The following is a 21,257-nucleotide window of genomic DNA, read 5'->3' as shown; positions in this document are numbered from 1 at the left end:
CAATCCCCAATCCCCGATCCCCAATCCCCAACCCTAAATCGCCATGCAAAACCGCAACTCAACAGTCACCGGCATTAGAAAGACATTAGGAAATACAGCTAGCACCCACCAGCCCTTCCTAGAAATCAAAGACGTTACCAAAGTTTATCCCACAAAAAATGGCCCGTTCACCGTACTCGATGGCGTTAACCTCAACGTCGAACAAGGCGAATTTATTTGTGTCATCGGTCACTCTGGCTGTGGTAAATCAACGCTGTTAAATATGGTATCGGGTTTTAACTTTCCCACCTCCGGGCAAGTATTACTCGAAGGACAGCCCATTACCGAACCAGGCCCGGACAGAATGGTTGTCTTTCAAAACTATGCCTTGCTACCGTGGCGGACTGCTTTTGAAAATATTTACTTAGCTGTTAACGCCGTTTATCCCAATAAACCACAAGCAGAGAAAAGAGCGATCGTCCGCGATCATTTAGCAATGGTAGGACTAGCTGACGCGATGGAAAAGAAACCAACGCAAATGTCCGGCGGTATGAGACAAAGAGTTTCCATCGCCCGTGCTTTAGCGATTCGTCCCAAAGTCCTAATTTTAGATGAACCTTTTGGGGCGCTGGATGCCATCACCAAAGAAGAGTTACAGGAAGAATTGCTGAAAATATGGAATGAAAACCGCTGTACAGTGCTAATGATTACCCATGACATCGACGAAGCGCTATTTTTAGCAGACAAATTGGTGATGATGACTAATGGCCCCCACGCCAAAATTGGCGAAGTCATGGAAATTCCCTTTTCGCGTCCGCGCGATCGCGCCCGGATTATGGAAGATCCACAATACTACAAACTGCGTAACTATGCCCTAGACTTTCTTTTTAACCGCTTTGCCCACGATGATGTTGGCTAATCAGCTTTCTCTAAACAACACAGGTTAACGTGAGTTCGATGAACCTCTCCCTCCCAACCTCCCTCTCCCACGGGGAAAGGGAGGAGCGACGAGAAATTAGGGTTTTGGCTCCCTTCTCCGTGTCGGAGCGAAAAGTCTGAGCGGAGGAAGCCTCCGCTCAGACTTTTCAAGACAGAGGGGTTGGGGGAGAGGTCAAAAAAGGGCTTGTCGAACTCACGTCAGGTTAGCATCAAGGTAAAAGTTAAAAGGAAGTCAGAAAAAATCTTGCCTTTTATCTTTTACTTTTTTTTGTTAAATAACGCAATTAATTGATACTTTTTAACATCTATCAAAAAATGAGTTTGTAGAAATAGAATCTTTACTAGAGACAATTTTAAATCTGACACATCAGAGGTTGACAACAAAAGTTGCTATGTTACTGCTTAGATATAAATATTTATAACTATTAATACTATTTTCACCAAACTTATCTACTAATATATACTCGTATACAGTAAAATAAAAGCCTAATTTTTGATTGGTACTATAATATTATTAATATGAATACTGATGTAACAAATATCTCAACTAACGCGATGTCAGTGAGTAATTATCTGATTGATTAGGTAGCAAAATAACAATATATAGTAAAAATAGAGCAATTAAAATAAAAGTTAAAGACAGTTAACTAGGACATAATAAACTTGAAATAATCCAGTTCTTGATTTGTTATTCAACTGCTAGCATATATGGACGCGGAAAATTGGACATCTAGACTACAAAGGGCGCTACCTGTTAGTTCCCGCGCGCTGCTTTTAGTAAATCGTCACGCCCGCCAAGGACAAAAAAGTTTGGTGGAAGCGATCGATAGTCTTAAGCAACTCGGTTTCGATTTAATTGAAGAATCAACAGAAGACCCCAAACATCTTTCTGAAGTTATACTCCGCCATCAGCACGAAGTTGACTTGGTAATTATTGGTGGTGGTGATGGTACTCTCAATGCCGCAGTAGATGCTTTAGTTCAAACTCAGTTACCTTTAGGTATTTTACCTTTAGGAACTGCTAATGATTTGGCAAGAACTTTAGGAATTCCCAATTCTTTAAATGAAGCTTGTAAAATTATTGCCTATGGTGAAATGCGTCGTATTGACGTAGGGTTAGTAAATGATAAGTACTTTTTTAACGTTGCTAGTTTGGGGCTGAGTGTAAAAATTACTCAGCGACTTACTAAAGAAGTGAAACGTCGTTGGGGAATATTTGCTTACGCTGCTACTGCATTGCAAGTAATTTGGGAATCTCGACCTTTTAGCGCAGAAATTCGGATTAATAACAAATCTTATCGTGTTAAAACAGTACAAATTGCTGTAGGCAATGGTCGTTATTATGGTGGTGGAATGACAGTAGCTCCAGATGCAACAATCGACGATCGCAGACTGGATCTATATAGTTTAGAAATAGAACATTGGTGGCAAATCATACCTTTATTGCCTGCAATGCGACAAGGACGGCACATTCATTGGCAGAGTGTACGCGACCTTCAAGGAGAGGAAATAGAAATTTCGACCCGCAAACCGCGCCCTATCAATACTGATGGTGAAATTACAACCTACACTCCCGCACATTTCCGGGTTATTCCCAAGGCTGTAACTGTTTTGATCCCACCAATTCAAACGTTTTGAGCGACCTACTTAAAACTGGCTTTATGCTTGGCTTTGAGACTGAAGTTGCGTACTTCATAAACGTGAAATCTGCTGTATATGTGCGATAAAAGACAAAATTAGAATTTGTTAAAATCGGGAACAGTTATGGATGCATTTGTATTCATAGTTATATTGATATATTTAATGAAAGCTGGGTATTGTGGCAATTCACATCAACTCACGCCAAATGCATCTAAAATTTTCTCAAGAAATTAAGTCGTTGCTGCGACGTTTAGCCGAACAGCATCTGTCTATAGGCGATATTCTGACAGAGACTTCCGAACGGGGTTTTAGCCTAGTCATTGCATTATTAGTTTTACCATTTTTGTTTCCCATGCCGCCGGGATTAACGGGGCCTTTTGGTGCTGCTTGTTTGCTATTATCAGTGCAGATGGTTTTAGGCAAGCGATCGCCCTGGCTACCCAAAAAAATTGCCCGCTACAAATTTCCTCGCTCTTTTGCCCACTTACTCCTGCAAAACCTGCAACGCCTCACCAAAATATTCGAGAAAATTACTCGTCCTCGGCTAGCGAAAATTGCCCATAATCCATTAACTTGGCGAATCAATGGGCTTTGTATCTCTTGGCTGACTATCTTGCTAATATCACCGATTCCTTTTACCAATCCTTTCCCCACCATAGGTATTTTAATTTTGGCAGTTGCCACCATCGAAGCTGATGGTTTAATGATTTGCATCGGCTACGTTCTCACTGCCTTAATTACCGCATTATTTGGATTTATTGGTTATGCCCTTTGGTTAGCTCCCGGTTTGCTGCCATCTATATTTAGATGAACGAGAAATAGGAATAAAGAGATCGATTAAAATAAAAACCCTCGTAAAAAACTAAGGGTTGTAATTTCATTATTGTAACTTTCTCGTTTATAGCCCGTAAGGAGTAAAAAGCAGAGAATTAGGTAATAGAAATTTATAAATTACGTTGATGAATACAAATTAATATAAAAATTAGTCATTGAATTATGAGGCGAATATATATTATGCTACCTTAATTAGCTTAAATTAAATATCTGTAGGAGTACATTCATGACTGAAAATCAAATACTGTCCTCCACAAAGAAAAGCAGTATCACTCCTAAAAAAAACGAAAGGCTTCCCGAATTAGATGCTATTCGAGCAATACTAATTTTATATATTATTGGATTTTGGCATCTCTTGGGCTATTCATCTGCCCCCAGATTTTATATTAATTTTGTTACAGTTTTTATTACTCACTGCGTCCTCGGAGGTTTTACATTTATATCTGCATTTTTACTTGGATACCGTTATGAATTCAAATCTTTTAATGATGTCAAAAATTACTTTATAGTCAGATTTATGAGGATTTATCCTCTTTTTTTGACTGCTCTTTCTGGCTTTTTTTTGTTGAAGCTGATCGATAAAAAAACTTTTATAACTTCTGCTATTTTACTTAGTCCAATATTAAATATCCGATTACTAACTCTTTGGTTTATCACAATGCTTCTATTATTTTATATTTTAGTTCCATTTCTTTTATATAATTATGCTGCTAAAAAAGTTATTATCTCTTCATCTATTTTATTCTTCATAGTAACTCTTTTACATTGGAAAACTGGTTTGATTGATTTGCGTGTTATATATTATTTCCCAATTTTTGTTTTTGGATTGATAGTGTCTAGAACAAAGAAACTTCAAGAAATGCTTGTTAATTATAAAATTTTAGTAATATCTTTATTTGTTCTAGTTATAGTTTTAAGTTTATTTCATAGCCAAGAAACATTGCATTGGTCTATTAACATACTAGTAGTTGCTTTTGGTATTTTCGCATCTTTACCTGCTATTTGGACTTTGGGTAGATTATCCCTAAAGATATTTAACAAGAATATTATTAGAATAATTAGTTATTCTTCATTTTGTATGTATTTAACACATAGGATAATTTTGCTTGGAGCTAATTATTATAAACCAACATCGCTATTAATATCCTGCTTATATTTGTTGGGTGTATGGTTACCTTTAATAGTATTAATATCTTACTTTCTTCAGTATTATTATGATTTAGCTGTCAAAAAAATTCTTATAGTTGAAAATGTAAAATAAACTAAACTTTATTCTATGAGTCGAGTTGTGTTTTTACGTACTGGGAACATTTGTTAATAAATATTAAACACAACTTGAGATTTTACGAATAGAGATTATGACTTATCTAGTTGTCTTAGTTTGATAAAGTCGAGTTCGACGAGCAAAAAGGTGTATTGTCTTCTCATTTCAGGAGTTCGCGCCCTGATTTTACCAATATGCCATCCGTTTTACATATCAGATGTTCTTATATTTACTTTAAAAACCTGCCATTCGAGAGTTTTTACGGTATAAGGGATTCATAAACTCAAAGATATAAAATACAAGAGTTTCTTGGTTTATGAAAACCACAAATCATCTAAACAGGGAAAAAACTGCTTTAATCACAGGTGCATCTGGTGGAATTGGATATGAATTGGCGAAGTTATTTGCTCGTGACGGTTACAATTTGGTGTTAGTCGCCAGAGGTGAAGAAAAGTTAACTCAAATCGCTAAAGAATTAACAGAAAATTCCGGCATAAAAGTTGAAATTATTATTAAGGATTTATCCTTATCAACAGCGCCAGAAGAAATTTTTACAAAACTACAACAAGCAGCCATCAAAATTGATGTGTTGGTAAATAATGCTGGATTTGGTACTTATGGATTCTTTCACGAAACCGATCTCAAAACCGAGCTAGAAATGCTACAAGTAAATGTGGTCAGCCTGACCCATTTAACTAAGTTATTTCTCAAGGACATGGTTGAGCAAGGCTATGGAAAGATATTAAATCTTTCCTCTGGTGCTGCTTTTCAACCAGGGCCTTTATTAGCAGTTTATTTTGCTACCAAAGCTTATGTATTATCATTTTCAGAAGCGATCGCTAATGAATTAGAGGGTACAGGTGTCAGTGTAACTGTTGTTTGTCCGGGGCCGACAGAATCCGGTTTTCAACAAAGAGCAGCTATGGAAGAATCTAAAATGATCTCCGGTCAAAAGATGATGGACGCAGAGACTGTAGCCAAGATTAGCTATCAAGGCTTAATGGCAAACAAAACTGTTGTCATTCCTGGAGTGAAAAATAAATTACTTGCTGAAGCCGTCAGATTTACACCCAGAAAAATGGTGGTAAAAATAGCGAGAAGTATAAATAATAAGCAATAAAAATTTACTATTTTATACCCAATATAGTTGTGTGTGGTGTTACGCTGATGTTTAAAATTGCACATGCCCATTGCTCAGGTGTAAATTCGACATGTCTCCACCTTCTTAACTAATGGGAATTAGGGGATAAAGTGAAAATATGTAAAGTTATTTGTTGACTTGCATAAATACCCCATTTGTCTCGATAACTCTACACAAGGCATTGTTGAAGTTTCTTTAGGAAGACTTAATAAGTCTGGTTTTAGCCTTGATTTTTCCATACTTATTATCAGCAATGCCCTTTTGTATGCTGATTTTACGAAACTACCTTTAGCGCTTTTGAAGTATAACAGCAGTATCTAAGAAAACTCTGCTTTGCGGTCGAAAATGTTAGCCAGATTGACTTTCGCCTTCATCTTAAATGTAGGTGAAAACTGTCTTGCCATGTTCACAATTTGCAAGGATTTATAATTATGACTCGTTTATCAAGCCCCATTGAAAACATCAAAAGTCACTATAAGGTTGTGGTTATTGGTTCCGGCTATGGTGGTGGTATCGCGGCTTCGCGCCTAGCACGTGCTGGACAGCAGGTGTGTGTACTAGAACGAGGCAAAGAATTCCAACCAGGTGAATATCCAAATACTGATGTCAATGCATTAGGTGAAATACAGGTAGATTTACCAGGTAAACGCATTGGTTCGCGCACAGGCTTGTATGATTTTCGCGTTAATCAAGATATTAATGTATTCCTTGGTTGTGGACTGGGTGGTACATCGCTAGTAAATGCGAATGTGTCATTGCAAGCCGAACCGCGCGTGTTTGCAGATCCGCGCTGGCCGCAAGAATTGCGAAACGACGTTGATAGCTTAATAGCAGAAGGCTATCGTCGCGCCGAAGAAATGCTCAAACCTAATTCCTACCCCGAAGATTCGCCACCTTTGCCAAAATTACAAGCATTAGAAAAGTCTTCTAAATACTTAAATGAAAAGTTTTATCGACCACCGATTAATGTGACTTTCCAAGATGGAGTGAATCATGTAGGGGTAGAACAAAAGAAATGTAACTTCTGCGGTGATTGTGTATCGGGTTGTAATCATGGGGCAAAAAATACAACTTTAATGAATTACCTGCCTGATGCGAAAAACCACGGTGCAGAAATTTATACACAAGTATCTGTGCGTCGAGTCGAAAAGCAAGGCGATCGCTGGTTAGTTCACTTTCAACTACTCAACTCCGGACAGCAAATATTTGATGCGCCCACAATGTTTGTCAGTGCCGAAATTGTGATTTTAGCTGCCGGCACTCTTGGTTCTACAGAAATTTTACTGCGATCGCAACAAGCAGGTTTGTCTGTATCCAACCAGCTAGGACACAACTTTACAGGCAATGGCGATGTGTTGGCCTTTGGCTACAACACCGACCAAACCATTAATGGCATTGGCTTTGGCAACCGGGCTGGGGCGCGGGAACCAGTCGGCCCTTGCATTACCGGGATTATCGATATGCGCGAACAACCACGACTAGATAACGGCATGGTTATCGAAGAAGGTTCAATTCCCGGCGCGCTTGCGCCCTTCCTACCCGCCAGCTTTGCTGCTGCTGGCAAAGTACTCGGTAAAGATAGCGACGACGGTTGGGGCGATCGCTTCAAAGAAAAACTCCGGGAAACAGAGAGTTTGACTCGCGGTGCTTACAGTGGTGCAGTCCGCAACACCCAGACTTATCTTGTGATGACCCACGATGATGCCGCGGGACAGATGTACTTAGAAGATGACCGTTTGAGAATTCGTTGGGAAGACGTAGGCAAACAATCCATCTTTCAGCGAGTCAACGATCGCCTTGCAGAAGCAACTCGTCCTTTGGGTGGCACACAAATTCCCAACCCTATTTGGACTAATTTATTCGGTCACGACTTGGTAACAGTCCACCCACTTGGTGGCTGCATCTTGGCAGAAGATGCCGAACGCGGAGTAGTCAACCACAAAGGACAAGTATTTTCCAGCGATCGAGGTACAGCTGTTTACGAAAACCTGTATGTTGCGGATGGTTCTGTGATTCCCCGTACATTAGGCGTAAATCCCTTACTTACTATTTCCGCCGTAGCCGAACGCTGCTGCGCCCTCATTGCCAAAGACCGGGGTTGGACAATTAACTATGACCTACCTTCAGCGCCGCCAAGAACCCCAACAGCACCCGTAAAAGTGGGAATTCAATTCACTGAAACCATGCGCGGCTACTTTTCTACCCAAGTCAAAGACGACTACCAGCGGGCATTCCAACAAGGTAAAAAAGATAAATCTCCCCTGCAATTTACTCTAACGATAATTGCCGATGACTTAGAAGAACTGCTTAACGACATCGACCATACCGCCAAGATAGTTGGTACAGTTACAGCACCTGCGATCGCCGCCGAACCGCTAACCGTCACTTATGGCAGATTCAATTTATTCGTCAAAGAACAAGGCAAAGCCAAAACGCGGCAGATGCGCTACGACCTGCACATGACCGCAAAAACAGGACAACAATACTACTTCGAGGGCTTTAAAGAAATTCACGACGACGCAGGCTTTGATGTGTGGTCTGACACAACCACTCTTTACATCACCATTTATGAGGGCGACAGTAACAACGGTTCTGTTGTCGGTAAAGGCATTCTCAAAATTCAGCCCGCAGACTTTATTAAACAAATGACTACTCTCAAAGTCACCAATGCCCTCAGCCGTGCAGAAAGCCTGCAAGCAATTGACCGCTTCAGCCGCTTCTTTGTCGGCACATTGGCTGAAGTTTACGTTTAGATGATTGATGACTATTGTACAGACGCGATTAACCGTATTGTACAGACACGATTAACCATGTTGTACAGACGCGATTAACCATATTGTACAGACGCGATTAATCACGTCTCTACCACTGACTAAATATGCAAATCGACTTTCATCATAGTGTCACTTACGTAGCAGCGCGACTGGCTGGATTTGAGCATAAAGCTGCTAGTACCATCGCCTACAGTGCCCAATATGTAGACGATGCGATTAACGACGGATTAATCCGGTTCGACAACGGCGCATTATTTAGCCGCATCAGTTCCGCGCATAAAATGCTGGACTACCGCAACTTTCAAACATTGGCAAATTACCGCGTTTGGATTCCGTTTCATTTTCTACCTGGAAACGCCGGATTAAAAGCAGGCGAAGACCCTGACGGGAAATTTATCGACAAACTTATTTGTCGTCCTAACAGCAATGTCGCCCAGCAAATGGTACGAGAGTGTATTCAGCAGCGTCACTCACCCTACGGACTATATCGCCTTGGCATCACTATGCATGTATATGTTGATACTTGGGCGCATCAAGGCTTTGCTGGAGTCAACCATCGGGTCAACGAAGCTAAAAATCTGCTAGATGAAAACGGCAAACCCGATTACAACCTCATGGATCGACTGCAAAATTACTTCGTCAGTGAAGCTTTACCCTTGGGACATGGAGCAGTTCTCAGCCATCCTGACAGACCTTTTTTGAGTTGGGGTTATATCAATGGACGCGGCGAAACAATTACCAGAAACAATCCTAAAGACTTTTTAGAAGCTGCTGACCAGATGTGCAAAGCTATGCGGCGATATTTAGCAGGCGATCCAGATGCAAATGTACCGGGACTGCCAGAACTGGATAAAATTTTTATCGATTTTATGTTGAGGAATATTACGGACAATAGCGGTAGTGTGCGCCACCAAAAGTGGTTGGATGCGATCGCCGAAGGTAAATTCAGCTTTGGCAAAGCCGATGTTACCTACATCCCCAAAGGCAAAGACTCCTGGAAACATCAAGCCCTAGGTACAGAAGACTTAGTTGAACGAAAAAACGAAATATTTCCTTATCAACCTAGCTTTTTAGCCAGTGATTGGAAACTATTTCACGACGCTTTGCAGTCCCATCACTTCTATATCATCCACGACCTGCTACCCAAATATGGAATCTGCGTCGCTTGAAGAAGAGGCAGGAGGCAGAGAATAATGACTCCTAACTCTTGTACAGACGCGATTCATCGCGTCTCTACTCAGCACTCACAAGACAGAGGTATTTCATGACAACCACAACCGCACCAAAGAAAGTAGGTATTCAGTTTACTGAAACCATGCGCGGCTACTTTTCTAAAAAAGTCACAGATGACTATCAACTAGCAGCACAGCAAGGTAAACAAGATAATTCCAAATTTGAATTCACCCTCACAGTGAGTTCCGATGATTTGGACAAAATGCTCACAGATGAAAGCCACAAAGCCAAATTAGTTGGCAGTGTCACCGCACCAGCACTATCGCCTACACCTTTAACAGTTAGCGATGGTGAATTTAACTTATTCATCCTTGACTCAGACAGTGTGAATACGCGGCGCATGGTCTATCGCATGAAAATGACTGCCGCAGAAGGTAAAGTGTACTATTTTGAAGGTTTCAAATTAGTACACAACGATCCTGGTTATGACATCTGGGCAGACACTACCACCTTATACATCACCGTGCATGACGGCGATAGTCCTAACAATCCAGTTCTAGGACAGGGAATTATCAAGATTCTGCCAACAGATTTCCTACATCAGTTGTCTACCTTGGAAGTCACCAACACTACTAATCTCCAGCAACAAATAGAAGAAACTGCTCGCTTTGGCAGCTTCTTTGCTGGAGTCTTGTTTAACGTTTACGGTGGCATATTTGCGCCTTCCAAAGTATTCAATCCAGATGCACCACCCAGACAAAAGCGTCCTCTGAGGATGTCAGCGCCCGAAGTTCATTTCTTCAAAACTACTGACGGAGTGCAACTGCGGCTGATTCGATATCAAGGTGGGACAAAAGGGCCAGTCATGTTAGCACCAGGCTTTGGTACTTCTACCTTGGCATTTTCCATTGATACCGTCGAAACAAATCTGCCAGAATTTTTGTATGCTCGTGGCTATGATGTTTGGCTATTCGATTATCGAGCCAGCGCCGATTTACCATCCGCCACCACCCAGTTTTCAGCTGATGAGATTGCGCTTTACGATTGGCCGGCAGCAGTTGAGCAAGTACGTAATATTACTGAGTCAGAAACGGTTCAAGTCGTCGGTCACTGCGTCGGTTCCATGTCCTTTTTGATGGCGATGCTAGCAGGACTTCAAGGAGTGCGTTCCGCCGTTTGTTCTCAATTAACTACCCATCCGAGAGCCGCAACTCTCAACGAAATCAGAGCAGGTTTGCGTCTAGCTTCCTTTCTCACAGTATTGGGTGTAGACACTCTCGACCCAGACTTTGATACTCATGCCGATTGGCAAGATAAACTTTACGATACAGTTTTAAGGCTATATCCCACCAAAGAACCCTACAACAATCCAGTTGACCGCCGCATTCTCTTCATGTATGGAGAAGTGTACAAAATTGCCCAACTAAACGAAGCAACTCACGATGCCATTCATGAGATATTCGGCCCAGCTAACATGACCTTCTTCCGACATATATCTTTAATTTTGCGAGAGGGTCACATTGTCAACAAAGATGGTAAAGATGTTTACTTGCCTCATCTGGAACGCCTAGCCATTCCTATTGCCTTGCTTCACGGTGCAGATAACGCCTTTTTCCTGCCAGAGGGTTCGGCAATTACTTACAAGTTATTGTGCGAAAAAAATGGTGGCGATTTATATGTACGCCATGTTATCCCTGATTATGCACACATGGACTGTTTCATGGGCAAAAACGCCGCAAGAGACATTTTTCCCACTATCTTGGCGGAATTGGATAAGTTCAATTAGTCCAGGATGAGGGAGAAAGAGGACGCGGGGACGCGGGGACACGGAGACGCGGAGAAAGAGGGATGAGGGAGATGAGGGGGATGAGGGGGATGAGGAAGAATTAATAATTACTTCTGCTGTTCCCTGTTCCCTGTTCCCTTCCTCAACTGACCACTGACAACTGACAACTGACACCCAAAGGTAATTGCAAATGAGCGAACAACTACTCAGCGAACCTCTTGCATCGGATATTAAAAACCACCCTGGTTTACAAGCGTTATTAAGTTATCCACTAGTAGAAGCAATTGTGGAACGGCGGACTCGTAGAGTCGCTCAAGGTGCTTCTATCGATGCTGGGGAACTCAGCTATACTAGCCCGAATCAGCCAGACCCTCTTAGCCCTTTAGAAGAGGCAATTTTGGTTGTTGCTACGGGGATGACTGGTATCACAACCCACGATGGGCCTCTGTATAAACCCGAAGGTGGCAAAGAATTAGGAACTCCCTTTCTCAACATTGTTGCTCGTTCTGGAAGTAGCGCCGATAATTCGCAAGCGACTTCCTTCTTCATGATTAACGATGAAGGCATCTGGTTAATTAAGAAATTGAAGGGACGGGAAGCGCTAGCAGCCCTTGGCGATCTACCGCCGAAATGGGAAGATTGGTCAGAGGAACACTGGCTGAAAGCCGCTGCTGCTGTCAAACATAAAATTAGCGATCGCCGCCTAGATTTCCCCCGGATTTATCCTTACTATCTCGGCTGGAACAAGCAAATTTCTAACCTTCCCGGTACAACTTTGTTTTTCCCGGTTGTCGATTGCACCCGTCAATATATCAACGTCATTCTCATCCTGCTGTCGGAACCAGACGGTCAAAAACCTTTGTTTGTTGATGACTGGCAAAAGTTTAGACCAAAAAGCTTGTCAGATTGGGCAGCTTGGGTAGGAATGCATCTAGGATTGAGTCCCAAAATTCCTTATCAACCCATCGGTGGCATTGAACGAGTCAAAGGTGGCTTTGTCAATCCCAACAACACCGTTCCCTTGGGACTCGCTCAAACAATGCGTACTGAGCATGAATGTTTCTTTATTTTGCAAAATTTAATGCTCATTGGTCAGGCGATGGGCGTAGGTGGTTGGGTACATGGAGCAGTCTTCCAGCCCTTCATTCTCCAGCGCGACCCAGACAAAGAATGGTATGGTCTAGGCTTTCGTATGGAACCGCCAACCCCCAAGCAAAGCATTTGGGCCCCGCCACCAGCTTCTCAACCCAATCCAGTTGGAATTGATGGCGTGTTAGAAGGGCTTTGCCCGCCTTACGTTAAATCTATGGATGAAGCTGTAGATCGCGTCATCGAAGAGAAGTTCGGCAGCCAAGGATCTTATGGGGACAAAGAGGTGTTTGCCCGCTCCTACCAAGCAAAATCAAGTGCTGAAGCCTTCTTGCGCGATGCCGAGCCCCACTCCAAAGAAACGATTCAGTACACCAAAGATATCTGCAACTATATCTACGACACCTACGGCCGCTTTCCTGCTCATATTGATGCCTTCTTTGTTCCTGGGATCTGGCTGCAATTTAGCCACCTAGAGTTGGAATACTACCAGAAGTATTACGATCCAGCTCTCTTCAGTCGTCAAGCTCAACATGCCGAGCTTTGGGGCAAGCACTAACCAAGTTTAGATTTGGGATTTTGGATTGTCCTCTAAAATCTAAAATCCCAAATTCAAAATCGAGTGGCTGTTCGCGTGTGTTTGTCAGAGGAAAATATGTTAAAAGTTATCAGGATTGCTGCTATAGCGCTAGTTTCCATCTTGCTAATCGGAACCTTTGGGTTTTTGTACATCGAGTCAACTTGGGCAAAACCTGTATTTAGAACTCCAAAAGAAGCATTTATTCACGGCAGTATCGGTACTGAGTTAGCACCCCTACCAGTTTTTCAGATCCTTCCCGATTTATTCCCCGATCGATTGCAGCCAGCGGGTAAAGAAGCTGGAGATTGGGTTCAGCAATTTGGATTCATCCACAGCAAGCCAGGGGAAAATGAAGGATTGCCAGTAGGCTTTAATATTTCCAACTTTCAACCGCAATCAGGAAAACCCTCACCTGTAAAATTTGTGGGTTTTAGCTGTGCATTGTGTCACATATCCCATATTCGGAGGTTTCCAGATGATGAAGGTGTAATTGTCACAGGGATGGGAAGTACTTCTTTAGACTTGTTTGCTTGGGTAGATGCCTTCAAAACGATACTTCTCGACGAAAAACGTCTAACTGTAGAAAACGTTGCCAAGGCTTATAAGGCTAAATACCATAAATCGTTGGGAATTATTGATAAAACTGTAATTGGTTTTTGGTTATCGACTGCTAGAGGTCAAGTACTAGCTTCACTTCCGAAATGGGATAACCCCTATAATGGCAAAGACTTGAGAGACTCTAAGTTATCACCCATTGGACCTGCTCGTACCCAACCTTTTAAAGAGTTGGTACACTTCATGATGGATCGCCCTGCCGCATTAGACAAGTCTTATTCCAAACTCCCATCATTGTACGAGCAGAAAAATCGAGATTGGGCGCAATATGACGGCAGCGTTAAAGATCGTCTCAGTCGCAGCGTGTTGGCAGCCGTGGCAGCAGGAGCAACACCCGATAACTTAATCGTGCCAGAAATTTCTCATAATGTTATCCAAGCCATTGACTATACGCTGGATTTGCAAGGGCCTAAATATACAGAGGTATTCAAAGACCAAGGTATTACGCTCGATCCAAAAAAAGTAGAACGCGGTCGCGCTGTCTTTCAGCAGAATTGCGCTAGCTGTCATGGATATCGCAATTCTGAAGATGGAAGCTGGGTAAAAGGGGAGCTTCAAGGTTTGATTACGCCAATCGAAGATATTCAAACCGACTCAGAACGACTCAACTATCGTTACTACAAAGAACTACCGGATGTCGTTGAGGCCTTCTTCCCTGATGGTCATCCTTTGAAGCCGAAACGGGAAAATCTTCGACCAGGGCCTTTAGGAGATACCAAAGGTTTCATTAACGCTCCCATAGAATCGGTTTTTGCTCGCGCTCCATACTTGCATAACGCTAGTGTCTTGACTTTGGCAGAGTTAATTAATCTCAAACCTCGTCGGGAGCTTTTTTATCGCGGAGATAATCTTTACGATCCGATTGATGTCGGTTTGGCTTCACCCACTGAGCCGGATGATAAACACTACTTTAAGTTCGATACTCATGTTCAAGGTAACTCTAACAAAGGACATGATTATCCCTGGTCTTATCAAGGAAAAGGTTGGGACAAAGCAGCTTTGGAAGATTTATTAGAGTATCTCAAAACACTTTAGAATCTTGTATTTCATTTCTGTGTCTTTGTATCTCTGTGGTTTAAAAATAATTTATTTAACCACAGAGGCACCGAGAACACAGAGTAAAGAGGTTAAAAATGGAAATAGTTAAATCAAAAAAAAAGATTTCCTTAGCAGAATTTGCTAATACTTTTTTTGCTTTTGGAATTATTTTAATTGCTGCTTTACTAGCAGCAGAATTAAAACCAAATTTGAATTTACACCGTGCTATTTATTCGTTTTTGGCTAGCTCGGTGTTATTCATTCCAGCAATTTATTTATATATCTTGCATGGAAAATCAGCCAATAAGAATAATTATTGGTTATTGCTATGGATTTTTAGCTTTTTAGCTTATTTAGTTCATTTGTTTTATAAAGTATTGTTAGTCCCTGACAACATCAAAGCAACTTTTGCAATTCATGGAACTGCTATTACTGCAAGCGAATTGGTTTTGGCTTTGTGGTGGGGATTAGATATTAGTTTGGCATGGTTTAGCGATTCTTCGGCAACTTGGATTGAGAAGCAAAGAATCGGAGTGCATATTTATGCTGGTTTGAGCTTCTTGGTTGGTACTTTGATTGGTCAACAGGGATTTGCTCGCATTTTGGGAATTATTTTAGCGATCGCTATTTTGCTAAGTTTATTGGTGCGCTACCACAATACCCGCAATGGTCGAGATAGTGAAGATTTACCACCTGGCTCTTATGGTTTGCCCCTTATCGGAGAAACTATTGCTCTAGCTTGGGATAATCATCAATTCTACCGCCAGCGCTTTCAAAAGTATGGTTCAGTCTTCAAAACTCACTTATTCGGCAAACCAGTTATTGCTTTTATCGGCCCAGAAGCTTTTACTTTCTTCCTAAACCAAGAATATTTCACCCGTGCGAAAGCTAATCCGCAACCGATACAGGAATTATTAGACTGGGAGTCTCTGCCATTATTAGACGGTAGCGAACATCGCCGTCGAAAAAAGATTATTCTCGAAGCTTTTACGCCGCAGGCTTTCGATAAATATATTCCCCTAATTGAACAGACAGCCACTTACTACCTGGAACGCTGGGAACAACTGAGTAGCTTTGCTTGGATACCTGAATACCGCAAACTCAGCGCCAGTCTGACAAATGCTTTGTTTACTGGAGGTTCGCCAGGCCCAGAAAGTGAAGCTGTGGGAGAAATTATTGAAACTTTTCTCAAAGGTTTCACCTCAATCCCAATTAACTTGCGTTGGAATGCTTACGGAAAAGCGCTACAAAGCCGCGATAAGTTGCTTGCTCTCATCGACAAAGCCATTGTCCAGCATCGTCAGCAACCTCAATCAGATATGCTGGGGCTGCTGTTAACAGTGCGTGGTGAAGATGGAAGTACCCTCACCGACGAACAGCTACGCCGTGAGGTACTGCATTTGTTCTTTGCGGCTTATGGCGGAATTTATATTTCGTTAACCTATCTTTCTCTTACTCTGGCTCAACATCCAGAAATCATGAGTCGCGCCAGACAAGAAGTCAATCAATACGCTCCTAGTGGCTCGTTGAATTTCGCGCAGTTGCAAAATTTGGTGTATTTGAAGCAAATCGCTTACGAACTCCGCCGCTTCTATCCCATCAATGCTGCGACTTTTTTCGGTTTAGTTAAAAAAGAAACTCAGTTTCAAAACTTCCGTATACCGCAGAGTTGGGGTGCAGTGGGAGGAATTCACACCACTATGCATATTCCCCAGATATTTCCCGAACCGGAAAGTTTTCAGCCTTGCCGCTTTGCTACAGAAAAGTTCGCATCTTTACCAGAAAATAGCTACGTACCCCACGGCGGCGGAGCGCGAGAAAGTCATCGTTGCCCAGGTGAAGACTTGATTACAGTCTTGATAAAAGTAATGGCAGTGCATTTGTTACGTCGGTATAACTGGGAACTACCGCCGCAAAATTTGGAATTGAACCGGAACCTTTTTCCCATCCCGCGTGACGATTTGAAAGTCAAGTTTGGCACTTATACGGAAAACACCAAGCAGAAAGTTAGTTAGAGGAGAGGAATATTGTGAATATATTAATCTGGGCGATCGCTATTATCTTGCTCATCTACGTGTTAGTCGTAGCAAGTTCCGCACGATTGTTAATTAAACCGAAGCGGCAGAAAATTTGGACTAATCCCAGGCAAGATGTTGGGTTAGATTACGAAGATGTGGAGTTTCCGGCTCAGGATGGCGTATCCATCAAAGGCTGGTTTATCCCAGCATTGCAAACCCCAGCGGCAACTGTGATTATGGTACACGGCTGGCCTTGGAACCGAATCGGGACAAAGGCTGATGACATATTAGGAGACTTACCGGGTAGCAAACCAATTAACCTTTTACCCTTCACTAAAGCATTGCACGAGAGAAACTATAATGTGCTGATGTTTGACCTACGCAATCATGGTGAAAGCGATGCCAAAATTCCACTCACCTCTGGCTGGCTAGAAAAGCGTGACTTACTGGGAGCTATAAAATATGCCAAAAGTCGAGCCGAAGTCGATTCAAACCGCATCGGCACTATCGGATTTTCTATGGGCGGAAACACTGTAGTATTTACTCTTCCCCATAGTACGGATATTAAAGCCGCCGCCGCCGTCCAACCGAATACCTCAGCAATATTTGGACAACGCTATCGCGCTGATAAATTCGGCCCCTTAGATAAACTTTTTGGCCCGGCAATAGAAATACTTTATCGTTTATCAGGCGGGCCGAGTACCGCTTTTATCCAACCTGCCTATGAAGCAGCTGGGGCGCGTGATATTCCCGTGCTTTATGTACAAGGCACTGGCGACAAATGGGGTAGTGTTGATGACGTTGCGAACATGGTGGCATCAACTCCTAATGCCGTCGAGCCATTATATCCAGAAACCGACCATCGCTTTGGCGGCTATCAGTACGTCGTGGATAACCCAGATAAAGTTTTAACCTTCTTCGATAAGTATTTGAGTAAGTAAGATACAGGAGAATTCGTAATTATTGGGTCATATTCAAGGTATAAAAATGCGTATACACGCCGTTCAGAGTGGACTTGTATCTGTTAAAACCTGCCAGTGCTACAGCAAGGGTCATGGTGCGATGCGTTTAGTAAATACTATTCTTGACCGCAATTGGACTGACCCTTTACCTATTTATAGTTGGGCAATTGAACATCCAGAAGGGATTATTTTAATCGATACAGGCGAAACTGCGCGCACCCTAGAACCAGGCTACTTTCCTTGGTGGCATCCTTATTTTCAGCTAAGTATTAAACCATGTTTGCAACCTGAAGACGAAGTGAATTTTCGTTTGCGGGCTTTGGGTATAGAACCAAATGATGTCCGCTGGGTAATTCTCACCCATTTGCATACAGACCATATCGGCGGACTGCACCATTTTCCTAATGCAGAAATTATTATCTCTCGTAGAGAGTACGAGCAAATTGGTGGTTGGCGCGGACAATTGAACGGCTACTTGACCCATCGCTGGCCCAAGTGGTTAGCTCCTCGCTTAATAGAGTATGAGGCTAAACCTATTGGCCCTTTTTCCGAGAGTTTCACGCTGACAAAGGCTGGAGATGTCAGCTTAATTCCCACACAGGGACATACTGAAGGTCATCTATCAGTGCTAGTGCAAACTGATGGAGTATCTCTATTTTTTGCTGGTGATGCCTCTTACAGCGAACAACTGATGTTAGAGCAGATTGTTGATGGTGTTGCTCAAGATGAAGATAAATCTCGTCAAACACTAAAGCGAATTTTGCAGTACGTACAAGAATTTCCCACAGTTTATCTTCCTAGCCACGACCCGAATGCTGCTCAGAGGTTGGCAAAGCAAACTATTGTTTCGGTCTAAATGTAGTGCTGAGTGCTGAGTGCTGAGTGCTGAGTATAAGTACTTCAACAAAATTAATTACATAGATTACTTCTTTGTTCGCTGTTCCTTTTCTTGACTAAGTAGGTCGATGTTAAAAATTGTCGTTATGACAAGGCAGGAGGCAGAGGGCAGAAGGCAGAAGGAAAGAGGGTTTTAGGTAACTTTACTTTTCGTTACATACTTCGGTTTATTTGCACCGTTCTACTTATTTTCACAATCATCTTAAAAGGAGTTAGCTCCATGTCAAACCCACTTCCTATCAAGGGTTTTGCACCCTTACCCAAATCATTCATGTTCGGTGTTGCGACAGCCGACCACCAATGCGAAGCTTACGATTCTCGTTATGAGGATATCCGAGATGTGTGGGAGCGTCGTCGCGCTCTCACCGTTCGGGGTCAAGCGACTGATTTTTGGAACCGCTACGCCGAAGATATAGCCTTAGCGCAGTCACTTGGTTGCAAGGCATTTCGCTTTTCCATCGCTTGGTCGCGGGTTGAACCTAAACCCGGTGAGTTCAGTGAGGAAGCTTTTGAACATTATCGCCAAGCGATCGCAACCATTCGATCGCATAACATGGAACCAATTGTCACTTTGCACCACTTTACCCATCCGGTTCATGTGGAAGCACGCGGTGGTTTGACTTCCCCAGATTTTCCGGCTATTTTCGCCAACTATACTACAGAAGTTGCCAAGCGTTTAGGCCCTTTAGCACGCTACTGGATTAGTTTTAACGAACCCAGTCAACTGATTTACGGCTACGTCAAACCTTGGTGGGAAAGAGCTTACTTTATGCCTCCCGGTTTGGATCGAGGTGCTAGCATTGCCGATCAAATGACCGCAGTTCAAAAGCTGATGCGGAATTTGTTTGTGGCCCACACTAGAGCTAGAACTATTCTCCAGCAAGTCAACCCAGATGCCCAAGTGGGAGCAAACCCGATGCTGTTGGGTCTACCTTTATGGCTGCAAAGACTAGTAGATCGCAACGTCACTAATCTCCGCCGTCCTGAAGACTTGGTTGCTCAAGGAAAACGTTTTACCGAGCGGGCTTTGCTAGAAAAAGGACAGGTAGATGTAGTCATTGCTACTTTAACTGTGACTCCAGAGCGACAACAGGAAGTGGCATTTTCTGAAGCTTACTTTCAGGCGGGTCAAATTCTTTTAGTCAAATCAGACAGTGCGATTCAGCAACTAGAAGATTGCAATGGGAAATCTGTTGCAGTCATCAAAAGCTCTACGGCTGAATCCACCGTAGATAAATTACTTCCCGCAGCTAATATCCAAGTGGTAGACGATTATACCGATGCCTTAAGAGCGCTGGACTACGAGCAAATTAGCGCCATCTTAATTGATGATGTTATTTTGTTAGGAGTCATGGAGCAGTATCCAGGTAAATACAGACTGGTGGGTAACAACGGTGACAGATTGACTGTAGAAAATTATGCTGCTGCTGTAGTTAAAGGCGATCGCGCTTTGCTGAATGTTGTAGATGTAGCCGTGCGATATTTCAAAGAATCTGGTGATTGGCAAGCTAGCTTCACCCATTACTTCCCCAATCTACCCGTGCCACCTGTGCCTAAAATCGGCAGGCGATCGACTCTAGCTGATATCACTACTGGTTCAGCAAGTTCTCTCAAGACAACTTTTACACAGCGTTTACCCCTTGCCAAGCCAGGAACACCATTGCGTCGCATTCAAGACCGGGGTCATTTAATAGTAGCCGTCAAAGACAATGTGCCTGGGTTTGGTTATCGCGATCCCAACACAAAGGAGTTTAGCGGTTTAGAAATCGATTTGGCTCGTACCATCGCCAAACAAATTTTTGGCGATCCTAGTAAAGTTAAGTTTTATGCCGTTTCCACTCAGGAACGCTTACCTGTGCTGCATTCGATCGCCCGCATTTTCGACCCAGCCCTGAAACTCTTCAGCGTCCTTTCTACTTCACTAACGAGTAATTGGTGGCATCTTGGTATGGCTGGACAGTTGCCAACATTTCTCTGTCCCCAAGAGTGCGTCGGACAGCAGGATTTTGTGGGCTTTGATTACTATTGGGGCATCAGCAATTTGCGACTCAACCGCATTCAGCAGTTGATGGATGCAGCATTTGGGCGTTTCGGTAATGCGCCAGTCTGGTCTGGAGTGCTGTACGATATGCTCAAGTTCCACGCTCAGTTATTCCCTGGTAAAGAAATTTTAATTATTGAGAATGGCTGTGTTGATGTGGCTGATAAAGTGGTCACGCGCGTAGACTACCTGCGCCAACACGTCCAGCAGGTGCAGCGCGCCCGTCAAGACGGCGTGAATGTGGTCGGTTATCTTGCTTGGTGCATTACCTCTAACCGCGAATGGGGTCTGAAGTTTGGCCCGGATAGCGATTTTGGACTTTACCATATCGACTTAGATACTGACCTAGAATTAAAGCGCCAGCCAACTTTTGCTGTAGCTGCCTATCAAGAGATTATCAACAAAGGTGGAGTGTAATTTTTATTTCGGCTAGAAAAATAAGGATTGAAGATTAGGAAATTTGAACATAATTCTTTGTAGGGGCGA

General features: G+C 42.7%; 14 protein-coding genes. All 14 read left to right on the top strand.

Features of this window, described 5'->3' with window-relative positions:
• Positions 1 to 43 precede the first annotated feature (43 nt).
• The 14 genes from I8752_RS11345 to I8752_RS11280 all read left to right on the top strand — a co-directional run bounded on the left by I8752_RS11345 (position 44) and on the right by I8752_RS11280 (position 21,188).
• Positions 44 to 898: a nitrate ABC transporter ATP-binding protein gene (locus I8752_RS11345; RefSeq protein ID WP_214432417.1), complete on the top strand. Its 855-nt coding sequence runs from the start codon at positions 44 to 46 to the stop codon at positions 896 to 898.
• A gap of 728 nt (positions 899 to 1,626) precedes the next feature.
• Positions 1,627 to 2,556, top strand: coding sequence for a lipid kinase (locus tag I8752_RS11340; RefSeq protein WP_214432416.1), 930 nt, complete (start codon positions 1,627 to 1,629; stop codon positions 2,554 to 2,556).
• Between the two features lie 208 nt (positions 2,557 to 2,764).
• Complete coding sequence (locus I8752_RS11335; protein WP_214432419.1) at positions 2,765 to 3,370, top strand: exopolysaccharide biosynthesis protein; 606 nt, start codon at positions 2,765 to 2,767, stop codon at positions 3,368 to 3,370.
• Between the two features lie 249 nt (positions 3,371 to 3,619).
• Positions 3,620 to 4,654 carry an acyltransferase family protein gene (locus I8752_RS11330; RefSeq protein ID WP_214432415.1) on the top strand — a complete coding sequence of 345 codons (1,035 nt, stop codon included), beginning with the start codon at positions 3,620 to 3,622 and terminating at the stop codon, positions 4,652 to 4,654.
• Between the two features lie 319 nt (positions 4,655 to 4,973).
• Positions 4,974 to 5,777, top strand: coding sequence for an SDR family NAD(P)-dependent oxidoreductase (locus I8752_RS11325; RefSeq protein WP_214432414.1), 804 nt, complete (start codon positions 4,974 to 4,976; stop codon positions 5,775 to 5,777).
• Between the two features lie 452 nt (positions 5,778 to 6,229).
• Positions 6,230 to 8,551 (top strand): GMC family oxidoreductase N-terminal domain-containing protein, encoded by a 2,322-nt coding sequence (locus I8752_RS11320; protein ID WP_214432413.1) that lies wholly within the window; start codon positions 6,230 to 6,232, stop codon positions 8,549 to 8,551.
• Between the two features lie 125 nt (positions 8,552 to 8,676).
• On the top strand, positions 8,677 to 9,741 hold the full coding sequence (locus I8752_RS11315) for a DUF6765 family protein (protein WP_214432412.1): 1,065 nt from the start codon (positions 8,677 to 8,679) through the stop codon (positions 9,739 to 9,741).
• 95 nt (positions 9,742 to 9,836) lie between these two features.
• The gene (locus I8752_RS11310; protein WP_214432411.1) at positions 9,837 to 11,531 is read left to right on the top strand and encodes an alpha/beta fold hydrolase; all 1,695 of its coding nucleotides are present in this window, start codon (positions 9,837 to 9,839) and stop codon (positions 11,529 to 11,531) included.
• A gap of 190 nt (positions 11,532 to 11,721) precedes the next feature.
• The gene (locus tag I8752_RS11305; protein ID WP_214432410.1) at positions 11,722 to 13,179 is read left to right on the top strand and encodes a hypothetical protein; all 1,458 of its coding nucleotides are present in this window, start codon (positions 11,722 to 11,724) and stop codon (positions 13,177 to 13,179) included.
• Between the two features lie 96 nt (positions 13,180 to 13,275).
• Complete coding sequence (locus I8752_RS11300; RefSeq protein WP_214432409.1) at positions 13,276 to 14,850, top strand: c-type cytochrome; 1,575 nt, start codon at positions 13,276 to 13,278, stop codon at positions 14,848 to 14,850.
• 98 nt (positions 14,851 to 14,948) lie between these two features.
• Positions 14,949 to 16,868 carry a cytochrome P450 gene (locus I8752_RS11295; RefSeq protein WP_214432408.1) on the top strand — a complete coding sequence of 640 codons (1,920 nt, stop codon included), beginning with the start codon at positions 14,949 to 14,951 and terminating at the stop codon, positions 16,866 to 16,868.
• Between the two features lie 14 nt (positions 16,869 to 16,882).
• Entirely contained in the window at positions 16,883 to 17,812 is a 930-nt protein-coding gene (locus I8752_RS11290) for an alpha/beta hydrolase (RefSeq protein WP_214432407.1), read from the top strand.
• A gap of 46 nt (positions 17,813 to 17,858) precedes the next feature.
• Positions 17,859 to 18,689: an N-acyl homoserine lactonase family protein gene (locus I8752_RS11285; RefSeq protein WP_214432406.1), complete on the top strand. Its 831-nt coding sequence runs from the start codon at positions 17,859 to 17,861 to the stop codon at positions 18,687 to 18,689.
• 261 nt (positions 18,690 to 18,950) lie between these two features.
• Positions 18,951 to 21,188: a family 1 glycosylhydrolase gene (locus tag I8752_RS11280; RefSeq protein ID WP_214432405.1), complete on the top strand. Its 2,238-nt coding sequence runs from the start codon at positions 18,951 to 18,953 to the stop codon at positions 21,186 to 21,188.
• Positions 21,189 to 21,257: the final 69 nt, after the last annotated feature.

The organism is Dendronalium phyllosphericum CENA369 (genome assembly GCF_016056275.1).
In the GTDB taxonomy this organism is placed as follows: domain Bacteria; phylum Cyanobacteriota; class Cyanobacteriia; order Cyanobacteriales; family Nostocaceae; genus Dendronalium; species Dendronalium phyllosphericum.
The sequence above is the reverse complement of the archived record's forward strand: the minus strand, read 5'-3'. Positions and strand labels throughout refer to the sequence as shown.